General features: G+C 63.9%; 19 protein-coding genes. 2 read left to right on the top strand and 17 right to left on the bottom strand.

Annotated elements, in window-relative coordinates:
* The first annotated feature begins 1 nt into the window (after position 1).
* Entirely contained in the window at positions 2-1,123 is a 1,122-nt protein-coding gene (locus EO094_RS05135; protein ID WP_128291182.1) for an ABC transporter permease, read from the top strand.
* Between the two features lie 3 nt (positions 1,124-1,126).
* Here EO094_RS05135 and EO094_RS05130 read toward each other — a convergent pair whose 3' ends face one another.
* The 17 genes from EO094_RS05130 to phnG form a co-directional block, all read right to left on the bottom strand.
* Positions 1,127-2,209, bottom strand: coding sequence for an MBL fold metallo-hydrolase (locus tag EO094_RS05130; RefSeq protein WP_128291181.1), 1,083 nt, complete (start codon positions 2,207-2,209; stop codon positions 1,127-1,129).
* A complete protein-coding gene (locus EO094_RS05125; RefSeq protein ID WP_128291180.1) occupies positions 2,209-3,261 on the bottom strand; it encodes an ABC transporter ATP-binding protein in 1,053 nt (350 codons plus the stop codon). The genes EO094_RS05130 and EO094_RS05125 overlap by 1 nt, the downstream gene beginning before the upstream one ends.
* Positions 3,249-4,937 (bottom strand): ABC transporter permease, encoded by a 1,689-nt coding sequence (locus EO094_RS05120; RefSeq protein WP_128291179.1) that lies wholly within the window; start codon positions 4,935-4,937, stop codon positions 3,249-3,251. Before EO094_RS05120 ends, EO094_RS05125 begins: the two co-directional genes overlap by 13 nt.
* 40 nt (positions 4,938-4,977) lie before the next feature.
* Positions 4,978-5,967, bottom strand: a complete 990-nt coding sequence (locus tag EO094_RS05115) for an ABC transporter substrate-binding protein (protein ID WP_205649824.1) — start codon at positions 5,965-5,967, stop codon at positions 4,978-4,980.
* A 67-nt stretch (positions 5,968-6,034) separates the two neighbouring features.
* The gene (gene phnN, locus EO094_RS05110) at positions 6,035-6,619 is read right to left on the bottom strand and encodes a phosphonate metabolism protein/1,5-bisphosphokinase (PRPP-forming) PhnN (protein WP_128291178.1); all 585 of its coding nucleotides are present in this window, start codon (positions 6,617-6,619) and stop codon (positions 6,035-6,037) included.
* A complete protein-coding gene (locus tag EO094_RS05105) occupies positions 6,616-7,755 on the bottom strand; it encodes an alpha-D-ribose 1-methylphosphonate 5-triphosphate diphosphatase (RefSeq protein WP_128291177.1) in 1,140 nt (379 codons plus the stop codon). The genes phnN and EO094_RS05105 overlap by 4 nt, the downstream gene beginning before the upstream one ends.
* Positions 7,752-8,459: a DUF1045 domain-containing protein gene (locus tag EO094_RS05100; protein ID WP_128291176.1), complete on the bottom strand. Its 708-nt coding sequence runs from the start codon at positions 8,457-8,459 to the stop codon at positions 7,752-7,754. The genes EO094_RS05105 and EO094_RS05100 overlap by 4 nt, the downstream gene beginning before the upstream one ends.
* A gap of 23 nt (positions 8,460-8,482) precedes the next feature.
* Entirely contained in the window at positions 8,483-9,292 is an 810-nt protein-coding gene (gene phnE / locus EO094_RS05095) for a phosphonate ABC transporter, permease protein PhnE (protein WP_128291175.1), read from the bottom strand.
* Positions 9,293-9,355: 63 nt separating this feature from the next.
* Positions 9,356-10,363 carry a phosphonate ABC transporter substrate-binding protein gene (gene phnD / locus EO094_RS05090; protein ID WP_128291174.1) on the bottom strand — a complete coding sequence of 336 codons (1,008 nt, stop codon included), beginning with the start codon at positions 10,361-10,363 and terminating at the stop codon, positions 9,356-9,358.
* Positions 10,364-10,419: 56 nt separating this feature from the next.
* Positions 10,420-11,298, bottom strand: a complete 879-nt coding sequence (gene phnC, locus EO094_RS05085) for a phosphonate ABC transporter ATP-binding protein (RefSeq protein ID WP_128291173.1) — start codon at positions 11,296-11,298, stop codon at positions 10,420-10,422.
* 133 nt (positions 11,299-11,431) lie between these two features.
* Positions 11,432-12,055: a DapH/DapD/GlmU-related protein gene (locus EO094_RS05080; protein ID WP_128291172.1), complete on the bottom strand. Its 624-nt coding sequence runs from the start codon at positions 12,053-12,055 to the stop codon at positions 11,432-11,434.
* Complete coding sequence (gene phnL / locus EO094_RS05075) at positions 12,052-12,756, bottom strand: phosphonate C-P lyase system protein PhnL (protein ID WP_128291171.1); 705 nt, start codon at positions 12,754-12,756, stop codon at positions 12,052-12,054. The genes EO094_RS05080 and phnL overlap by 4 nt, the downstream gene beginning before the upstream one ends.
* A 3-nt stretch (positions 12,757-12,759) precedes the next feature.
* Entirely contained in the window at positions 12,760-13,536 is a 777-nt protein-coding gene (gene phnK, locus EO094_RS05070) for a phosphonate C-P lyase system protein PhnK (protein WP_128291830.1), read from the bottom strand.
* 8 nt (positions 13,537-13,544) lie between these two features.
* Positions 13,545-14,429 (bottom strand): alpha-D-ribose 1-methylphosphonate 5-phosphate C-P-lyase PhnJ, encoded by an 885-nt coding sequence (locus EO094_RS05065; protein WP_128291170.1) that lies wholly within the window; start codon positions 14,427-14,429, stop codon positions 13,545-13,547.
* Positions 14,426-15,538 (bottom strand): carbon-phosphorus lyase complex subunit, encoded by a 1,113-nt coding sequence (locus EO094_RS05060; RefSeq protein ID WP_128291169.1) that lies wholly within the window; start codon positions 15,536-15,538, stop codon positions 14,426-14,428. Before EO094_RS05060 ends, EO094_RS05065 begins: the two co-directional genes overlap by 4 nt.
* Positions 15,538-16,137 (bottom strand): phosphonate C-P lyase system protein PhnH, encoded by a 600-nt coding sequence (gene phnH, locus EO094_RS05055; protein ID WP_128291168.1) that lies wholly within the window; start codon positions 16,135-16,137, stop codon positions 15,538-15,540. Before phnH ends, EO094_RS05060 begins: the two co-directional genes overlap by 1 nt.
* A complete protein-coding gene (phnG, locus tag EO094_RS05050; protein WP_128291167.1) occupies positions 16,137-16,649 on the bottom strand; it encodes a phosphonate C-P lyase system protein PhnG in 513 nt (170 codons plus the stop codon). The genes phnH and phnG overlap by 1 nt, the downstream gene beginning before the upstream one ends.
* Before the next feature lie 108 nt (positions 16,650-16,757).
* Between phnG and phnF the strand changes: the two genes are divergently transcribed.
* On the top strand, positions 16,758-17,507 hold the full coding sequence (gene phnF / locus EO094_RS05045; protein WP_128291166.1) for a phosphonate metabolism transcriptional regulator PhnF: 750 nt from the start codon (positions 16,758-16,760) through the stop codon (positions 17,505-17,507).
* The last annotated feature ends 1 nt before the right edge of the window (position 17,508 follow it).

The raw sequence follows: 17,508 nt of genomic DNA, 5'->3' as shown, positions 1-17,508 counted from the left end.
CATGCGGCTCGCCAATATCGGCAATCTCGGGGTGAAGGAACTGCGCAGCCTGGTGCGCGATCCGATGATGCTCATCCTCATCGTCTATGCCTTCACGCTTGGCGTCTATGCGGCGGCCACCTCGATGCCGGAAAGCCTCAACCGCGCCACCATCGGCATCGTCGACGAGGACCGATCACCGCTCTCGACCCGCATCGTCTCGGACTTCTACCCACCCTATTTCGTGCCTCCGAAGATGATCACCGCTTCGGAAATGGACCAGCGGATGGATGCCGGCCTCGACACGTTCGCGCTGGTCATTCCGCCCGATTTCCAACGCGACATGCTCGCCGGGCGCACGCCGACTTTGCAGCTCAATGTCGATGCAACGCTCGTCACCCAGGCCTTCACGGGATCAGGCTATATCCAGTCGATCGTTCTGGGAGAGGTTGAGGATTTCGCCCGCCACTACCGTGCCGTCGATCAGCTCCCGGTCGAATTGGAGCTGCGAGCCCGCTTCAATCCGCTCCTCGACCGCGCCTGGTTCGGCTCCATCATGGAGGTGATCAACAACATCACGCTCCTGTCGATCGTGCTGACGGGAGCCGCCCTCATCCGCGAGCGCGAGCATGGCACAGTGGAGCATCTTCTCGTCATGCCGGTGACGCCGTTCGAGATCATGGCAGCCAAGATATGGGCGATGGGCCTCGTCGTCGTCGTATCCTGCTTCCTGTCGCTCACCGTCGTCATCGAGGGGCTTCTTTCGGTGCCGATCGAAGGGTCGATCGCGCTTTTCCTGGCGGGCACCGCGCTGCATGTCTTCGCCTCGACATCGATCGGCATCTTCCTGGCGACGCTGGCGCGATCGATGCCGCAATTCGGGCTTCTGCTGATCCTCGTCCTTCTGCCGCTCGAGATGCTCTCAGGCGGTATGACGCCGCGCGAAAGCATGCCCGATATCGTCCAGACGATCATGCTCGCGGCACCGAACACGCATTTCGTCTCGCTGGCGCAGGCGATCCTTTATCGCGGCGCAGGCTTCAGTGTCGTGTGGCCGCAATTCCTCGCAATCGCAGCGATCGGAGCGGTCCTCTTCACCCTGGCGCTGACCCGCTTTCGCAAGACGATCACGGAAATGGCGTGAGCTTCAGCCGATCGCGAATGCACCGGAGAGATCAACACGGGCAGGCGCGAAAGCGGTCTCGAACGCGCTGAGATGCGCCGGATCGGCAAAGGCCGGAACCACCGTTGAGGCGTTCACGGCACGCGCCAGACGTACGTTCTGCGGCAATGTCGGATGCACGTTGTAGCGGCGGAAAACGGCGTTCCCTTCCTGCACCATTTTGTACCCGCGCGTCGATTTGTGCAGATGACCGGTAAAGACGACGGAGAGGTCGCGCATTTGGCGATCGATAATCTCCCCGCTCACGCCGAAATCCCCATCGGCATCGGCGGCGAGAAAGACGTCAGCCTTGGCCCCGGGATCGGCCGCATCATCTGCGCGTTCGGCAAGGCGCCCGGCGCGTTCCGCCACGCCCGGCGCGGCAAATTCGCGATCGGGACCGGCGATGCGCCGAAGATATGTTCGCACGTTCTCGTCGATCGCAATCTTGCGCCCAGCCTCGTCGGCAATCAGCGCCATCTCGATTCCGCGCCCATCCGGAGGGACCGGGATGAGCACACGTCCGCTTGCCGTGAGCTGCAGCACATCACCGATTTGCGCCGACCGCGGCTCGTCCGCATCGCCGTAGGAAGCATCGAGAACGATGGTCGCGGCTTCAGGCGGCGGATCGAAGGCGAAGACGTTCGATTCATCCGTGTGGTCGCCCATATAGATAAATCCACCCGCGACATCGAGGAAGGTCCAAACCCCGCCGATCGCATGCCCGTTGCGCCCGGTCTTCGCGCGAAGGCCGGCGATTTCCGTCTCGCCCTGCGCAGGGAGTTCCCGCGCGTTGGCCGGCCGGTCGATACGCGCAAGCACCGATCCGCTCGCATAAAGTGCCGGATGGCCGAGCGTCTCCAGGCTATCGAGCGCACCGATATGGTCGAAATGCCCATGGCTGATGACGACGGCGTCGACTTTGCCGAGATTTGAAAGATCGGCACGTCGGCCGGTCGCCTTCTCCTCTCCAAGATCGAAGATGATGCGCCGCCCCTCCGCCTCGACGAGAAAGGTCGCCGGCTGTTTCGGGCCGAGCCCTGACAGCGCCTTGAACGTCAACGCCATCACGCGCGTCCCGCCGGCAGCAACCAGCCATCACGCACGGAAATTCTGACAGCCGCGCCTTCCTCAGGCGGCAGACCATGGCATTCGAGCCTCAAAACATGTTCTCCTTGTTCGATTTGCGCCGACACGATGGTCGCCGCCCCTTGGAAAGCCGCTGCGGTGACGCGCGCTTCCATCCCGGCACCATCCAGCGCGAGGTCGGCAGGTCGGACGCAGAGAAGGCGCTCTTCTCCAGCCGTCGCATGCCCCCTCACCCTCATCTGCGCACCAAAAGCCTCCGCGACGATGAAGCCGTTCTCATGCCCGAGAACCGTCACCGGCAGGACCATGCCGCGTCCAACGAAACGTGCCACCATCTCGGTTTCGGGCTCCGCGTAGAGCTCCCGCGGCGCCGCGACCTGTTGCAAAGCGCCGCGATCCATCACCGCGACCCGATCGGCAAGCGCCATCGCCTCGCTCTGGTCATGCGTCACGTAGACGAAGGTGGCACCGATCTCACGGTGAAAGCGGCGAAACTCGATCTGCATCGCCTCACGCAGATGCGCGTCGAGATTGGCGAGCGGTTCATCGAGAAGAACGACAGAGGGCTGCATGGCGAGACAGCGGGCAAGCGCGACACGCTGTTTCTGCCCGCCCGACAGCTCCGCCGGCCTGCGCCTGGCGAGGCCGCCAAGCCCCACGAGTTCGAGCGCATCCTCGATCCGCCGGCGGCATTCGCTGGCGTCGAGACCGCGCACCTTGAGTGCAAAGCCGACATTGTCGGCGACCGACATGTGCGGCCAGAGCGCATAGGATTGAAACACCATGCCAACATTGCGCTCTTCCGGCGGCAACGCCCAGCCCGCCCGCGCCACCACCGCGTCACCGAGGTGCAATTCGCCCGCATCCGGCACTTCAAAGCCGGCGATCAAGCGCAACAGCGTGGTCTTGCCGCAACCGGAAGGCCCGAGAAGCGCCAGGAACTCTCCGTTTTCGATGGCAAGGTCGACCGCACGCAGGGCGTCCGTCTCGCCGAAACGCTTGCCGAGACCAGAGGCTCTCATCCCCGCCATGGCACAACTCCGGAAGGCAGCTTTCGCACAAAGAGGGCCGCGACGCCGGCAAGCCCGAGTGCCGCGATCAAGGCGAGCGTCGCAAGCGCCGCGGCCGCCGTCGTGTTTCCTTCCCGATGCAGGAAAAAGACCATGACCCCGAGCGTCTCCCATCCGCTCGACCAAAGAAGCGCCGAAACGGTGAGCTCATTGAAAGCCTGCATGAAAATGAGAAGCCCACCGGCCGCGAGCGTCGGCGCGAGAAGCGGCGCGACGACGGCCTTGAGGCGTGTGAGCATGCCGGCACCGGCAGCGCGCGCCGCCTCGTCCATGCCCGGATCGAGGCTTTCCATGGCAGCGACCGTCGGGCGCAGAACGAGGGCGAGAAAACGGGCGAGATAGGCGACCAAGATGATCCAGCCGGTATTGTAGAGGCTGACGCCGAGACCAGGAAGCGGCGGCAGGAAGACGACGATAATGGCGATGGCGAGCACCGTGCCGGGAATGGCATAGGGCGCATCGGCGAAAAGGTCGAGAAGGCGCGCAAGCGGACGCCGCTCGATCACCGAAAGATAGGCGAGCGGCAGGGCCACCGCCGCACTGATCATCGCGGCCGAAAGCGCGAGAGCGAAACTGTTGATAAAGGCACGCTGCGCCGCCTCGTAGCCGAAAAGCACGAAGCGATAATTCTCCAGCGTCAGAGTTTCGAACGACAGTGGCACGCCAAGCGCTGGCAACAGCGACGTGCCGACGAGGGCGAAGAGCGGCAGGATGGCAATGACGGCCAGAAAGGCGAGAAACACACCCTCGACCGGCAAACGCGCGCGGCCGAGCGGGAACGGCACGAGCGGCGCACTGGTGCGTTCCACGGCAGCTCCGAAACGCCGCGCGACGAGGCTGCGAATGAGAAGGCCAGCAGCGGCGATCAGAGTCAGAATGACGGCAAGGGCCGCGACCTGACCAAGCACCTGCGGCCCAAAACCTTGCAGGCGCTGATAGATGAGCGTCGTCAGCATCGTGTAGCGCCCCGGGATACCGAGAAGTGCCGGCACGCCGAAATTGCCGATCGAAGCGACGAAAGCGAGCGCAGCCCCGCTCAGGACGGAGGGAAAGGCGAGAGGCATCAAGATGCGCATGACGATACGAAGAGGCCGGGCGCCGGCGAGCTGCGCCGCTTCGACGATATCCATGGGCAATGAAGAAAGCGCCGCGCGCACCGTCAAAAAGACGAGAGCCGCATGCTCGACGCCCATGACGATCACGATGCCCCATTTGGAGTAAAGCGGGTTGGTCATGCCGGGTTCGGGTGCAAGCCCGAGCGGCGCCAGGATCAGGCTCGTCGGACCGGTGAGCTCGATCCAGGCGAGTGCCATGATCTGCGACGGGATCAGGAGCGGCAAAAGCAGCATGAAGACGATCGCGCCCTTCCACCGCATATCGGTGAGGACGAGGAGCACGGCGGCAACGGCCCCGATCACGACGGAGACGAGCGTGGAGAGAAACGACGCCTCGAGCGTATGGCTCAGGGCGCGGATCGCGGAGCGGCTTTCCCATTGATCGAGGAACGTGCCGAAAAGCACGCCCTCTTTGTTGGCCGCCAGTGCCTCGGCGAAGAGTTGTCCAAGCGGCCACAAAGCGAAGGCCGCAAGATAGAGGGCAACGAGAACGAGGAGGAAATGGCGCTCAAGCAAGCGCAAGAGAGGCAGGCGCGAGGAGGCCGCGCCCGCCGTACCGACATCAACCGCCGAAGAGCTCAGCGAAATTCTCCTTGTTGGCCTGGTCGTTTTCAAGAAGCGTCTCGGCGTCTGTCGGCAGGATCTTGAGGCTGCCGACCTTCGGATATCCTTCGGGCGGCGTCACATCGTCGAAGATCGGGAAATAGCCCTGAGCCACGGACTGTTCCTGCGCTTTCCTGGAAAGCTGCCAATCGACGAAGGCTTTGGCGGCTTCCGCATTGTCGGTCGACTTCAGGATCGCCACGGGTTGCGAGATCGCGGTCACGCCCTCTTGCGGAAACACGAACTCGACCGGTGAGCCCTTCTTCTTGGCGTTGAAGGCCATGTATTCGATCATGATGCCATAGGCCTTCTCGCCGCGGGCGACGGCCTCGATGACGGAGCCATTGCCCTGCCCGGCGATGGCGCCGTTGTCGGCAAGCGCCTCATAATAATCCCAGCCGAACTCGGGCTGCTGCACCATGGTGCCGACATGGATGACGGCGGCACCTGAATAAAGCGGCGACGGCATGGTCGTCTTGGAAGCGACGTCTTCGGCCTTCAGGTCCGCCCAGGAGGTCGGCGCCTTATCGACGAGATTGGTGTTGTAAACGATGCCGGTGGTGATGAGCTTGGTGCCGAAGAAGGTGTGGTCGGGATCGATGAGCGCGTCGGGAATATCGGCGATCGGCGCATCGTCATAGGTCATCAGCCGACCGTCATTTTTGAGCTGCGTCATGGCGACGGCATCGGCGATGAGCACAACATCGGCGGGCGAGGAACCTGCGGCAAACTCCGCGAGCAGCTTGTTCATCACCTCGGTCGTCCCGGAGCGGAAGAGCTCTACCTGAACGTCCGGATAATCCTTGTTGAACGCCGCAATCACGCTCTGCATCTGCTCGCTCGGCTGCGAGGTGTAGACGGTGAGCGTGCCCGAGGGCTCTGCGGCAGCGCTGCCGGCCATGCCGAGGGCAAAGGCCGCAGCCACAAGCCCGAGGATTGGCTTCATCATGTTGGACGTCCTTTTGAGGTAGAGGCGGAGAATCCGCCACCGGCTAACAGAGCCATGTGACACTTGTCTAACGCTCTTGCCTGCCTCGGATACAGCCTTGCAAGAGCGACACAAACGCCTCCCCCGCCACATCGATCGGGCCTGAATTGTCGATGACGGTGACGTCCTTGCCGGTGACCGAGACGAGATCGGCCCGATCGAGACGGCGCGCGATTTCCTCCGAGCTCTCGCGCCCGCGCGCATTGAGCCTTTCAAAAAGAACATCCCGACGTGCACTCACCACGACGACGCGCAATGGCCGGTATTTCGCGCGCGCCGGCTCAATCGCCATGCGCGAGACGTTGACGACGACCGAGGACCCGCCGGCGAGATCCGCCTCGATCGCCTTCGGGATGCCATAGGCGAGCCCATGCGCCTCCCAGGAGAGAGCGAAGGCCCCCGCCGCCGCCGCGTCATCAAACTCCGTTTCGCTCATGGTGAGATTGTCTTCGAAATCACTTTCGCTCCGCGTCACCGTGCGACGCGGGAAAACCACGTAAGGCACATCCAAAAGCCTCTGCCGCGCATAGTCGATCAGACTGTCCTTGCCGGCCCCGCTCGGACCGACGACCAGCACCAAGGTGCCGGTGCGAAAAGGCTGTGGATCATTCACGCGACGCGACGCCCCTGGCGCCAGACCGACCGCACCACAGGCACGCCGTCGTCGAAACGCACCTGAACGAAATCGGCGCGCTTGCCGGGCGCAATCACGCCGCGGTCGCCGAGCCCGACCGCTTTTGCCGGATTGGCCGAGACCATGGCGACGGCTTGCGGCAGATCCACACCCTCGACGATCTCCGATATCGCGAACACCGCCTGGATGAGGCTGAAAGGCACGTAATCCGAAGAAAGCACGTCGAGGAGGTTCTCCGCGGCGAGTTCGGCTGCGGCGACATTGCCGGAATGCGAACCGCCGCGCACGATGTTGGGCGCCCCCATCAAAACCTGCATACCCGCCTCTTTGGAAGCGCGAGCCGCCGCGACGGTCGTCGGAAACTCCGCCACATGCACACCGAACTCGATAGCCTCGGCGACATGGGCCTCAGTCGCATCGTCATGGCTTGCCAGCCGGATACCGCGCTCACGACAGAGATCGGAAATGAGCTTGCGGTGTTGGGCAGACCAGCGTCCCCCCTCCGCCATTCGGCGATCGACGAAGCTCTGAAAAGCTTCGTCGTCCATACCCGTCTTGCCCTGATAATAGATCTTGTAAGCGTCGAAGCTCGCAAACTGCCGCTGTCCGGGCGTGTGATCCATCAGCGAGACGAGCTTGAGCCGTGGATCGTTCTCGAAAAGCGCGAAACCGTCCATCACGTCGGAAGCAGAGACTTCGCATCTGAGATGCACGAAATGCTCGGCTCTGAGCCGGCCCTTGTCCTGGCTCTCCTCGATCGCATCGGCGAGCCCGCGCATTTCCTGGACCTGCACGCGCGCATCCTCGTCGGCGCCGACCCGAAGCGCATCCAGCACCGTCGTGATGCCGGAGGTCGCGACCTGTGCATCATGCGCCTGCACGGCAACGGCCGGATTCCACCGGACACCAGGACGCGGTGCGAAATGGCCCTCGAGATGATCGGTGTGGAGCTCCACAAGCCCCGGCAGCAGCCAGTCACCCTCAAGATCGATACCACCCGACCCGGTCCCAGGATCGGCGACCTCGCGGATCATCTCTCCGGCGACCACGAGATCGCCGCATTCAACCGAATCGGCAAGGACCATGCGGGCGTTGCGAAAAACGATTTCGCTCATGTGTTGGGTTTTCTTTCGCTGGGCCCGCGCAGATTGCAGCGGGCGTGAACTTGAAAAAAGGCTCCACGCTCCGGCTCGGTGAGAAGCGAGACGCCGTCGAGCGCGAGCGAGGTTTCGATGACGGAACCGAAATGCTGGTGAAGCGCACCCTCGACGATCGAGCGTCGCTCGCCTGAGACCGGGCCAGTCAGTGTCATGTGGAAGCGGAATTCATCGAAGACATAAGGATAGCCCCAGCGATCGAGATAGTCGCGCTGGCGTTCGGTGAGCTCCTCCGGCCTGCGGCGTGCACGATCTTCATCGCTCAGGGGCGCGCGAAACGGCTCAAACGCCTCCACCGCCGCGTCCGCGAGCGCCCGAACCTCGGGCACGTCATTCTGCGGCACGAGCGCAAAGAAGGGCCCGATGGCGCGGATCTCGAGCGGCCCGAGTTCGATGACACCATGCTCAGCGCAGAAGTTGCGCAACGCCTGATCCACATCCTCCTCCGACGCGCCGTCGACGAGGGCGAACGGCGGCTTCAACGTGGCGTGGAAGCCGTAACGCCGCGGCGCCTCGGTGATGGCGCGCACTTCCTCGGCACTCAAGGCACCCACAGCCTTTTGCTGGACCGGACCATCGGAAAGATCACGGCCGATCCAGTCATTGGCGGCCTGGGTGATCGGATGGTCAACGGCTGGAGTGAAATAGATGGCGACGCGCATGGGGATCTTTCGTTGGTGTCTCCTCAGATCACCACTTTGCGCAATTGTGCCGAAAGGATGTCCACGATGGAGACGGTGACGATGACGATCAGGATGATCGCCGCTGTCTCGGCGTAGAGGAAAGAGCGGATCGATTCAAACAGCACCTGCCCGATACCACCCGCGCCGACGATGCCGAGAACCGTCGCCTGGCGCACATTCGTCTCGAAGCGATAGAGCGAAAACGAAATCCACAAAGGGGCGACTTGCGGAACAACGCCGAAGACGATCTCCTGCAGGCGTGTCGCGCCGGTGGCGCGGATGCCTTCGACAGGCCTTGGATCGATCGCCTCCACGGCCTCTGAGAAGAGCTTCGCGATAATACCTGTATTATGCACGAAAAGCGCCATCACCCCGGCAAAGGGGCCGAGCCCGACCGCTGTGACGAAGAGGACGGCGAAGACGAGCTCGTTGATCGCACGGGTCGCATCCATCAGACGGCGCACCGGCTGCACGATCCAGATCGGCGCGATGTTCGAGGACGACAGAAGTGCGAAGGGAATGCCGAAGACGATCGCCAGCACCGTGCCCCAGACAGCGATCTGCACGGTGAGGATCATCTCCTCGACGTAATAATGCCAGTCACGGAAGTTCGGTGAGAGAAAGCCGCCCGCGTAGTCGGCCATATTGCCGGCATCGGTGAAGAGGTTGAGGAAGCGCACCATCTCGGCCGGCCCCCAGCTCCAGATCAGCACCAGCGCGATGCCGCCCCAGACGAGATAGCTGTAGAGCCGGTCGGTGAAACTGCGCGGGGGGACCGAGACCGTCTTCTCAGCCTGTGTGGCTATCGCCATTCGTCTCTCCAGTGAAAAGCGCCGGACCCAGGGTCCGGCGCCAGATCAACAAAGGTTTCAGCCTCAGGCCTGCGGGACCTTGTCCATCAGCTTTTCGATCTCGGCCTTCTCGGAATCGAGCTTTTCGAGTTCGCTCTTCTTCTCATCATCCGACATCGTGTCGGCCGCTTCGATCTTCGCTTCCTGCTTGGTGATTTCCATGATGCGGATCGGATAGAGCTGCGCATCGGAAGACGGCTTGAACGGCGCCCAGCCGAGACCCTCGAGGACTTCACGCGCTCCGGCGACCTCTTCGGGCGTGCCGAGGCGGCCGTAGCTCATGATGAAGGTGTAGACTTTGCGCTTGGTCTCCTCGTCGAGATCCTTGCGCCAGACGAGCGGGTCGGACGGGATCAGCGGCGACTGCCAGATGACCTTGATCTTCTTGCGCGCTTCAGGCGCCGTCACTTCCAGGCGGCGGAGATTTTCCGTGTTGTTGGCGGCGACGTCGACCTGACCGTTGGCCGTCGCCATCGCGTTCGCCTCATGATTGGCGTTGCGCACCGTCTTGAAGCAATCCTGCGGCGTCACGCTGTTCTTGGCGAAGATGAACGTGGTCGGCACGAGGAAGCCGGAGGTGGAGTTCGGATCGCCGATGCCGAAATCCAGCGACTTGTCGCATTTCAAGACGTCGTCGAGCGAATTGATCTTGTCGTTGTCGGCCTGCGTGATCAGCACCGACCAGTAGCCGGGATTGCCTTCCACATCGACGGTCTGCGCGAAGATCTCGCCATTGGCGCGATCGACGGCCTCCATCGCGGACTTGTTGCCGTACCAGGCGACATCGACCTTGCCGAAACGCATGCCTTCGATGACGCCGGCGTAATCGGAGGCGAAGAAGGCGTTCACCTTGAGGCCCGTCTGCTCGGACATCTGCTCAAGGAACGGATCCCAGACCGTCTTCAGGTTCTGGCTCGATTCCGTCGAGATGATGCCGAAGTTCAGTTCCTGCTGATCCTGCGCAAAGGCGCCGGAGGTGCCGAACGCAGCCAGGAGGGCGGCGGCGGCAATACCTTTCGTCAGTCGGTTCATGTCTCACTCCTCGATTGCTCCGCCGCGGGGGCGGGAGTTCACCGCCTCGTGGCGGATCAAGTCACGGCCAATTGGCGGGCCATCTTGGCGACGGCGGGCTCGGGGCGTTTCACTGGCTGCGGCTGCTCGGCCGGCGCGCCCGGAAGCACGAGCTCCTCGCTCGCATCGCCGTAAATTTCGCGCAGGAAATTGTCGGTCAGGGCTGCGGAGGGGCCGTCGAAAGCGACCTCGCCATCGCGCAAAGCCAGGGTGCGCGGACAATAAAGGCGCGCATATTCCACCTGATGCAGGGAGACGATGACGGTGATGCCGTCCGCACGGTTGATCTCGCCGAGCGCCTCCATCACCCGCCGTGCGGATGACGGGTCGAGCGAGGCGATTGGCTCGTCGGCAAGGATGACCTTGGCCCCCTGTACGAGCGCGCGCGCGATCGCCGCACGCTGCTGCTGCCCGCCGGAGAGCGTCGACGAGCGTTGCCGCACCGTCTCGGCAATGCCGACACGGGAAAGCGCCTGCATCGCCTTCTCCTGCTCGCCCCGCGTGAAAAGGCCGAGCGTTCCACGCCAGGACGGCACGCTGCCGAGGCAGCCGACGAGCACATTGGTCAGGACCGACAGGCGCCCGACCAGATTGAACTGCTGAAAGATGACGCCGATCTCACGCCGGATGCGGCGCGCATCGTGCGACAGACGGCCGTCCACCTGCATGATGCGGTCGAGCACCGTCACGCGGCATTCATCGCCGCTGCCGCGCTCCAGACCGGCGATATGGCGGATGAGCGTCGATTTGCCGGAGCCGGAGGCGCCGATCAGCGCCACCATCTCGCCCGGCGCGACATCGACACTGACATTGCGCAAGGCGAGCGTCTTGCCATAGCGCTTCGACAGCTTTTCGACACGAACTGCAGGAACATTCGAAGGAGCGGTTACGGGCATCGGCCTCACCTGCCCGGCCTGCCGGGCTTATCGATAACCGTTCCCTAACAGCCGACCTTATCGCTTCGATTTCGCTTTCATGACATTTCGAAGTCGCCGGAAAAGCCTCGGGAGAGGTCTCCCAAGCAACTGATCAGACGGCCTTTTCTTCGTACTTTGCGAGAAACTCCTCGACCGAAAGCGCCCGGAAATCCGCCAGCGCCGCGCGAAGGCAGGCATGCGGCCAGTCCCACCAGCAGAGCGTCTGAAGGCGGGCCGCAACCTCCTCGGGAAATCGCCGCTTGATGACCCGCGCCGGCACGCCACCGGTGATCTCGTAGGCGCCGACAGAACGGGAGACGACAGCGCCGGCCGCAACGACCGCCCCATCGCCGACCGTCACGCCCGGCAAGAGGATTGCGCCGTGGCCGATCCAGACATCGTTGCCGATCGTGACGGCGTTCGCCTCGCGCCAGGCGAAAAGCCCCTCATCGGCTTCCGCATCGTCGAAGTAGTCGTTCGAGCGATAAGTGAAATGGTGCTGGCCCGCCCGCCACATCGGATGGTTGGAGGCGTTGATCCGCACGTTCTGGGCAATTGAGCAGAACTTGCCGATCGTCGCGCGCGCCACGTTGCCGTCCTCGGTGATGTAGGAATAATCGCCAAGGGACGAGTTCTGGAACTGCGTGCGCGCACCGATCGCCGTATAGCGCCCGAGCCGGCTGTCGGTCACCACCGCGTCCGGCGCAACGAGCGGCGTCTCTGAAAGCTTCGTCATGCAGCGGCTTTCGGGGCAAACGCGGTCACATCGACCTCTCGGTCGGCCACGGCGGCGCGCATCTCCGCGTCATGAAAGATCCCGAGGAAGCTGCGGCCCGCAGCTTTTCCCTCTTCGATCAAGGCAATCACCACATCCCGGTTTTTGGCATCGAGCGAGGCCGTCGGCTCGTCGAGAAGCAGGAGCGGATGGCCGGCGATGAAGCCGCGGGCGATGTTCACGCGCTGCTGCTCACCGCCGGAAAAGGTGGCGGGCGGCAGGTGCCAGAGCCGTTCCGGCAGGTTGAGGCGGGCAAGAAGCGCGTCGGCCTTGGCGAGCGCCTCCTCGCGGGAACAGCCCCGCTCCACGAGCGGCTCGGCGACGAGATCGCGCGAGGCGACGCGCGGCACGACGCGCAGGAATTGGCTGACATAGCCAAGCGTGTCGCGACGAACCTCCAGCACACGCCGCGGATCGGCCGTGGCGATATCGATCACATCCCCCTTGCCCGCGACACGGATCGCGCCGCGATCGGTTGAATAATTGCCATAGATCATCTTGAGGATCGAGCTCTTGCCGGCACCGGACGGCCCGCCGAGCACGACGCATTCGCCGGGCATGAGCGTGAAGGAGACGTTTTCGACGACCGGAATGTGGATGCCACCACGCAGATGCATGGTGAAGCTCTTGGCGACATCGGCGAGTTCAAGACGGGGCTGCATCGCTCACACCTGCAGGATCGAAGAGACGAGAAGCTGCGTATAGGGCGCATGCGGATCGTCGAGGACACGGTCCGTCAGCCCCTCCTCGACCACCTCCCCCGCCTTCATCACCATGATACGGTGGGAGAGGAGCCGGGCGACGGCGAGGTCGTGCGTGACGACGAGCGCCGCCATGCCGAGATCGGCGACGAGCGCACGGATAAGATCGAGAAGACGCGCCTGCACGGAGACGTCGAGCCCACCCGTCGGCTCGTCCATGAAGACGAGGCGGGGCGCGGTCACAAGGTTGCGGGCGATCTGCAGGCGCTGGCGCATGCCGCCAGAAAAGCCGCGCGGATCGTCGTCGATGCGGTCGGCGGGCACCTCCACACGCTCAAGCCAGGAGAGCGCCGAACCGCGGATCTTGCCGTAATGCCGGTCGCCGATCGCCATCAGCCGCTCGCCGACATTGGCACCCGCCGAGACGTTCATCCTGAGCCCGTCGGCCGGGTTCTGGTGCACGAAGCCCCAATCGGTGCGCATCAGAAAGCGCCGCTCCGCCTCGCCGAGCGCAGCAAGATCGCGCACCACACCGTCGCGCATGCGGTAGGAGACGGTGCCCGATGAGAGCGGCATCCGGCCGGAGACACAGTTCAACAATGTTGTCTTGCCGGAGCCGGATTCGCCGACGACGGCGAGCACCTCGCCCGGATAAAGGTCGAAGGAGACGTCGCGGCAGCCGATGCGCGGCCCATAAAACCGCGTCAGCCCATCGACGGAAAGAAGCGGCGCATCATCCAACAGCACGCTCATGCGCCCTCCTCCATGGCCGCAGCGAGGTGACCCCGATGCCCTTCCTCCCGCCGTCCCTCACAGAAGTCGGTGTCGGAGCAGACGAACATGCGCCCGCCTTTGTCGTCCAAAATCACCTCGTCGAGATAGACGCCCTCCGCACCGCACAGTCCGCAGGGCTCGGAGAAATGCTGCACCTCGAAGGGGTGGTCCTCGAAATCGAGGCTTTCGACCTGCGTGAAGGGCGGGATCGCATAGATGCGCTTCTCCCGCCCGGCGCCGTAGAGCTGCAGGGCCGGTGAATTCGTCAGTTTGGGATTATCGAATTTCGGAATGGGCGACGGGTCCATGACGTAGCGATCCTCCACCTTCACCGGATAGGCATAGGTCGTGGCGATATGGCCGTGGCGGGCTATGTCCTCGTAGAGCTTGACGTGCATGAGGCCGTATTCTTCCAGCGCATGCATGACGCGCGTTTCCGTCTCGCGGGGTTCGAGAAAGCGCAACGGTTCCGGGATCGGCACCTGGAAAACGAGGATCTGCCCGGCTTCGAGCGGCGTTTCAGGAACGCGGTGGCGGGTCTGGATGATGGTCGCATCGGCCGTGTGTGTGGTGGTGGCGACGCCCGCGACCTTGGCGAAAAAGGCGCGGATGGAGACGGCGTTGGTGGTGTCGTCGGCGCCCTGATCGATGACTTTCAAGACATCGTCGGGGCCGAGGACCGAGGCCGTCACCTGCACTCCGCCCGTGCCCCAGCCGTAGGGCATCGGCATTTCGCGGCTCGCAAACGGCACCTGATAGCCCGGGATCGCCACCGCCTTCAGAATGGCGCGGCGGATCATCCTTTTCGTCTGCTCGTCGAGATAAGCGAAGTTGTAGGGCGTTTCAGCCGTGGCGTTCATTCCGCAGCCTCCTGATCTTCCTGCCCGTCTTTGGCCGGGCCACGACCGGCTTCAAACTCCGCTCGCAGCCGCCGGATCAGCTCCAGTTCGGCCTGGAAGTCGACGTAATGCGGCAGCTTCAGATGTTCCACGAAGCCTGTCGCCTGGACATTGTCGGCATGCGACAGCACGAATTCCTCGTCCTGCGCCGCCGCCGTCTGATCTTCGCCGAGTTCGCGCGCCCGAAGCGCCCGGTCGCAAAGCGCCATCGCCATCGCCTTGCGCTCCGCATGTCCGAAGACGAGGCCGTAGCCGCGGGTGAATTGCGGCGGCGCTTCAGCACTGCCCTTGAACTGATTGACCATCTGGCACTCCGTCACCTTGATGCACCCGAGAGGGACCGGAAAATCGAGACCCGGCACCTCGATCTCGACATCGACCTCACCCATGCGGATTTCGGCAGCGAAAGGGTGCGAGCGGGCAAAGCCCCGCTGTGTCGAATAGCCGAGCGCCAGGAGAAAACCTTCATCACCGCGGGCAAGCGCCTGCAGGCGGAGATCGCGGCCGGCCGGAAACGACAAGGGCTCGCGCGTGAGATCGGCAGGCTCGTCTTCGCCCTCCGGATCAGGCTCGATCAGCCCGGCCTGACCGAGGAGGTCGGTGACGCGCGGCATCGCCTCCGTTCCCGGATCCTCGGTGCTCGCCGCCGCCTCCACCGCGTCGTCCTCCTCAAGGGCCGGATCGAGAAGCCGATGCGTGTAGTCGAAGGTCGGTCCGAGAAGCTGCCCGCCCGGCAGATCCTTGAAGGTCGCCGAGATGCGCCGCTCGACGAGCATCCCCCCCGTTTCGATCGGCCGAGACGCGCCGAAGCGCGGCAAAGTCGTGCGATAGGCGCGGACAAGAAAGATCGCTTCGACGAGATCGCCCCGCGCCTGCTTGATCGCGAGCGCCGCAAGCCGGCGATCATAGAGCGAGCCCTCGCTCATCACCCGGTCCACGGCGAGCGACAGCTGCTCCAGGATCTGCGTGACCGTCAGCGACGGGACGTTCCTGTCGCCGCGCCGCTTCTCGGCCAAGAGACGATGCGCATTGGCGATCGCCGCCTCGCCGCCCTTTACCGCGACATACATCAGGCCTCTCCCATGATACGGGTTGAGCGCGGCAGCCCGAGGATCGCCGAGGGGGCGGCAAGCACGAGATCGACGCCGCGAGGAAAGAGCGTCCGGTTGGCGCGGAACTCTTCGACGAGCCTTGCCGGAAGGCCTTCGACCTGCACGCCCGCCACGTCTTCGATGCCGGGGCCGGAGAGCCAGAGATTAAGTCCGCGGGAAAAACCCGCGACCTGCACGACGAGCGTTGTCGAGCGATCGGGATATTGCTCTGTGCCGAGGCCAAACTCCGACAGCGGCGGCATCGCGGCCGGATCGGCGATCACGGCAAACGATGCCCGCGCCGGCACCACCACGATTGGCGCGCCGATGTGAAAGCCGACCCATCCACGCACCTCGCCGCTGGCGTTCAACGCCTTGTCGAGAAAGACCGGCGTATCCGCATCGGCAAGGGCTGCGAGAACGGCGGCCGCCGCCGGCTTTAAGGGAGGCGGAGGCGCCACAAGCCGAGGCATGTCGACGACACGGCCAGGTCGCGACAGAGCATCGAGCAGCCGCCGAAACACCGCCTGCGAAGAGAAGACCGGATCCTTGAAACCACCGCCAAGCGCGTCTGCCATCAGTCTTCTCCCCGCACCATGGTGAAGAAATTCACCCGGGTCGCCGCTGTTTTCACGCGCACCTGACCGTCCTCCTCGGTGGTTCGTGCCGCGACCGGAGCCACCACGCGATCTTCCACGAAGGCGCGCGTCGCCTCGTTTTGCCAAAGCGCGTCAAAGACGGCGACGAGATGCGCCCGCTCGCGGTCGCGCCCGAGAATATGGCCGTAGCCCACCTCGCCGCTTGCAAGCCGAACCACCGTCCGCGTCACCGTCACCTCGCCGAGATTGAAGGGAGCGCCACCACCGCCGATGCGCCCGCGCGTCATGGCGAGACCAAATTCCGGAGCGCGCAGCACCTCGAATTCCGGCGAAGGGCTAAGCGCTCTCAAAGCCCCGGCGAGCTCATCAGCACGGGCACGCACGAGGACGGAAAGCACCTCCCGGCGCCGCTCGAGTGTTTCCGTCGCGAGGTCCGAGTCCTCGGGCGCGGCCGCGTTCCGGTCGCGAGTTGCGCTGGCGGTGTCTGCCATTTCGGAACCTCGAGCTTCGAACTTGTCTATTGTTATATACAAGCATACAATAGGCAGACAAGCTTGACACAACGATGACGGTCCGACGCTCGGGGGACAAAAACGACGATGGAGAATGTGCATCGCGGAGCCGGCGTCTCGTTGTGGCGCCAGATCGCCGATCTGTTGCGCGGCGAGGTACTGTCGGGCCGCTGGCCGGCCGACACGGCCCTGCCCTCCGAAAGCGCCTTGTCGGAGCGTTTTGGCGTCAACCGCCACACGCTGCGCCGCGCGCTCTCGGCTCTTGCTGCGGAAGGGTTGGTGCGCTCCGACCAGGGCCGCGGCACCTTCGTCACCTCGGAGCGTCTCGCCTATCCGATTTCGCGGCGCACGCGCTTTTCGGAAATCGTCAGCCGTCAGGCGCGCGCACCCGGCGGCCGCCTGATCGCAAGCCGCATCGAGCCCGCACCCGTCTGGCTCGCCGACCATCTGAAGCTCGCGCAGGGCACGCCGCTCATCACCCTCGAAACCCTGAGCGTCGCCGATGGAGTACCGATCTCAACGGCAAGGAGCTGGTTTTCCGCCGAACGGTTTCCCGATCTCGTGCCGATCTACGCCGAGACCGGATCGATCACCCGGGCACTCGCCCATCACGGGGTCGAAGATTATGTCCGCCGCTGGACCAAGGTGCGTGCGCGATCTGCAGAGCCCGCCGAAAACGAGAAACTCGCTCTGCCGCGCGGGGCGACCGTCCTCGTAACGGAATCGCTCAATGTCGAACCGGACGGCTCGCCCCTGCATCTGTCGCTGACGAGCTTTGCGGCGGAGCGCATGGAAATCGTCATCGAAGAGGACGGCAACGACAAAGGGCGCCTCTGAC

Source organism: Afifella aestuarii, assembly GCF_004023665.1.
Classification (GTDB): domain Bacteria; phylum Pseudomonadota; class Alphaproteobacteria; order Rhizobiales; family Afifellaceae; genus Afifella; species Afifella aestuarii.
Note: the sequence above shows the minus strand (reverse complement) of the source record. Positions and strands in the feature narration are given on the sequence as shown.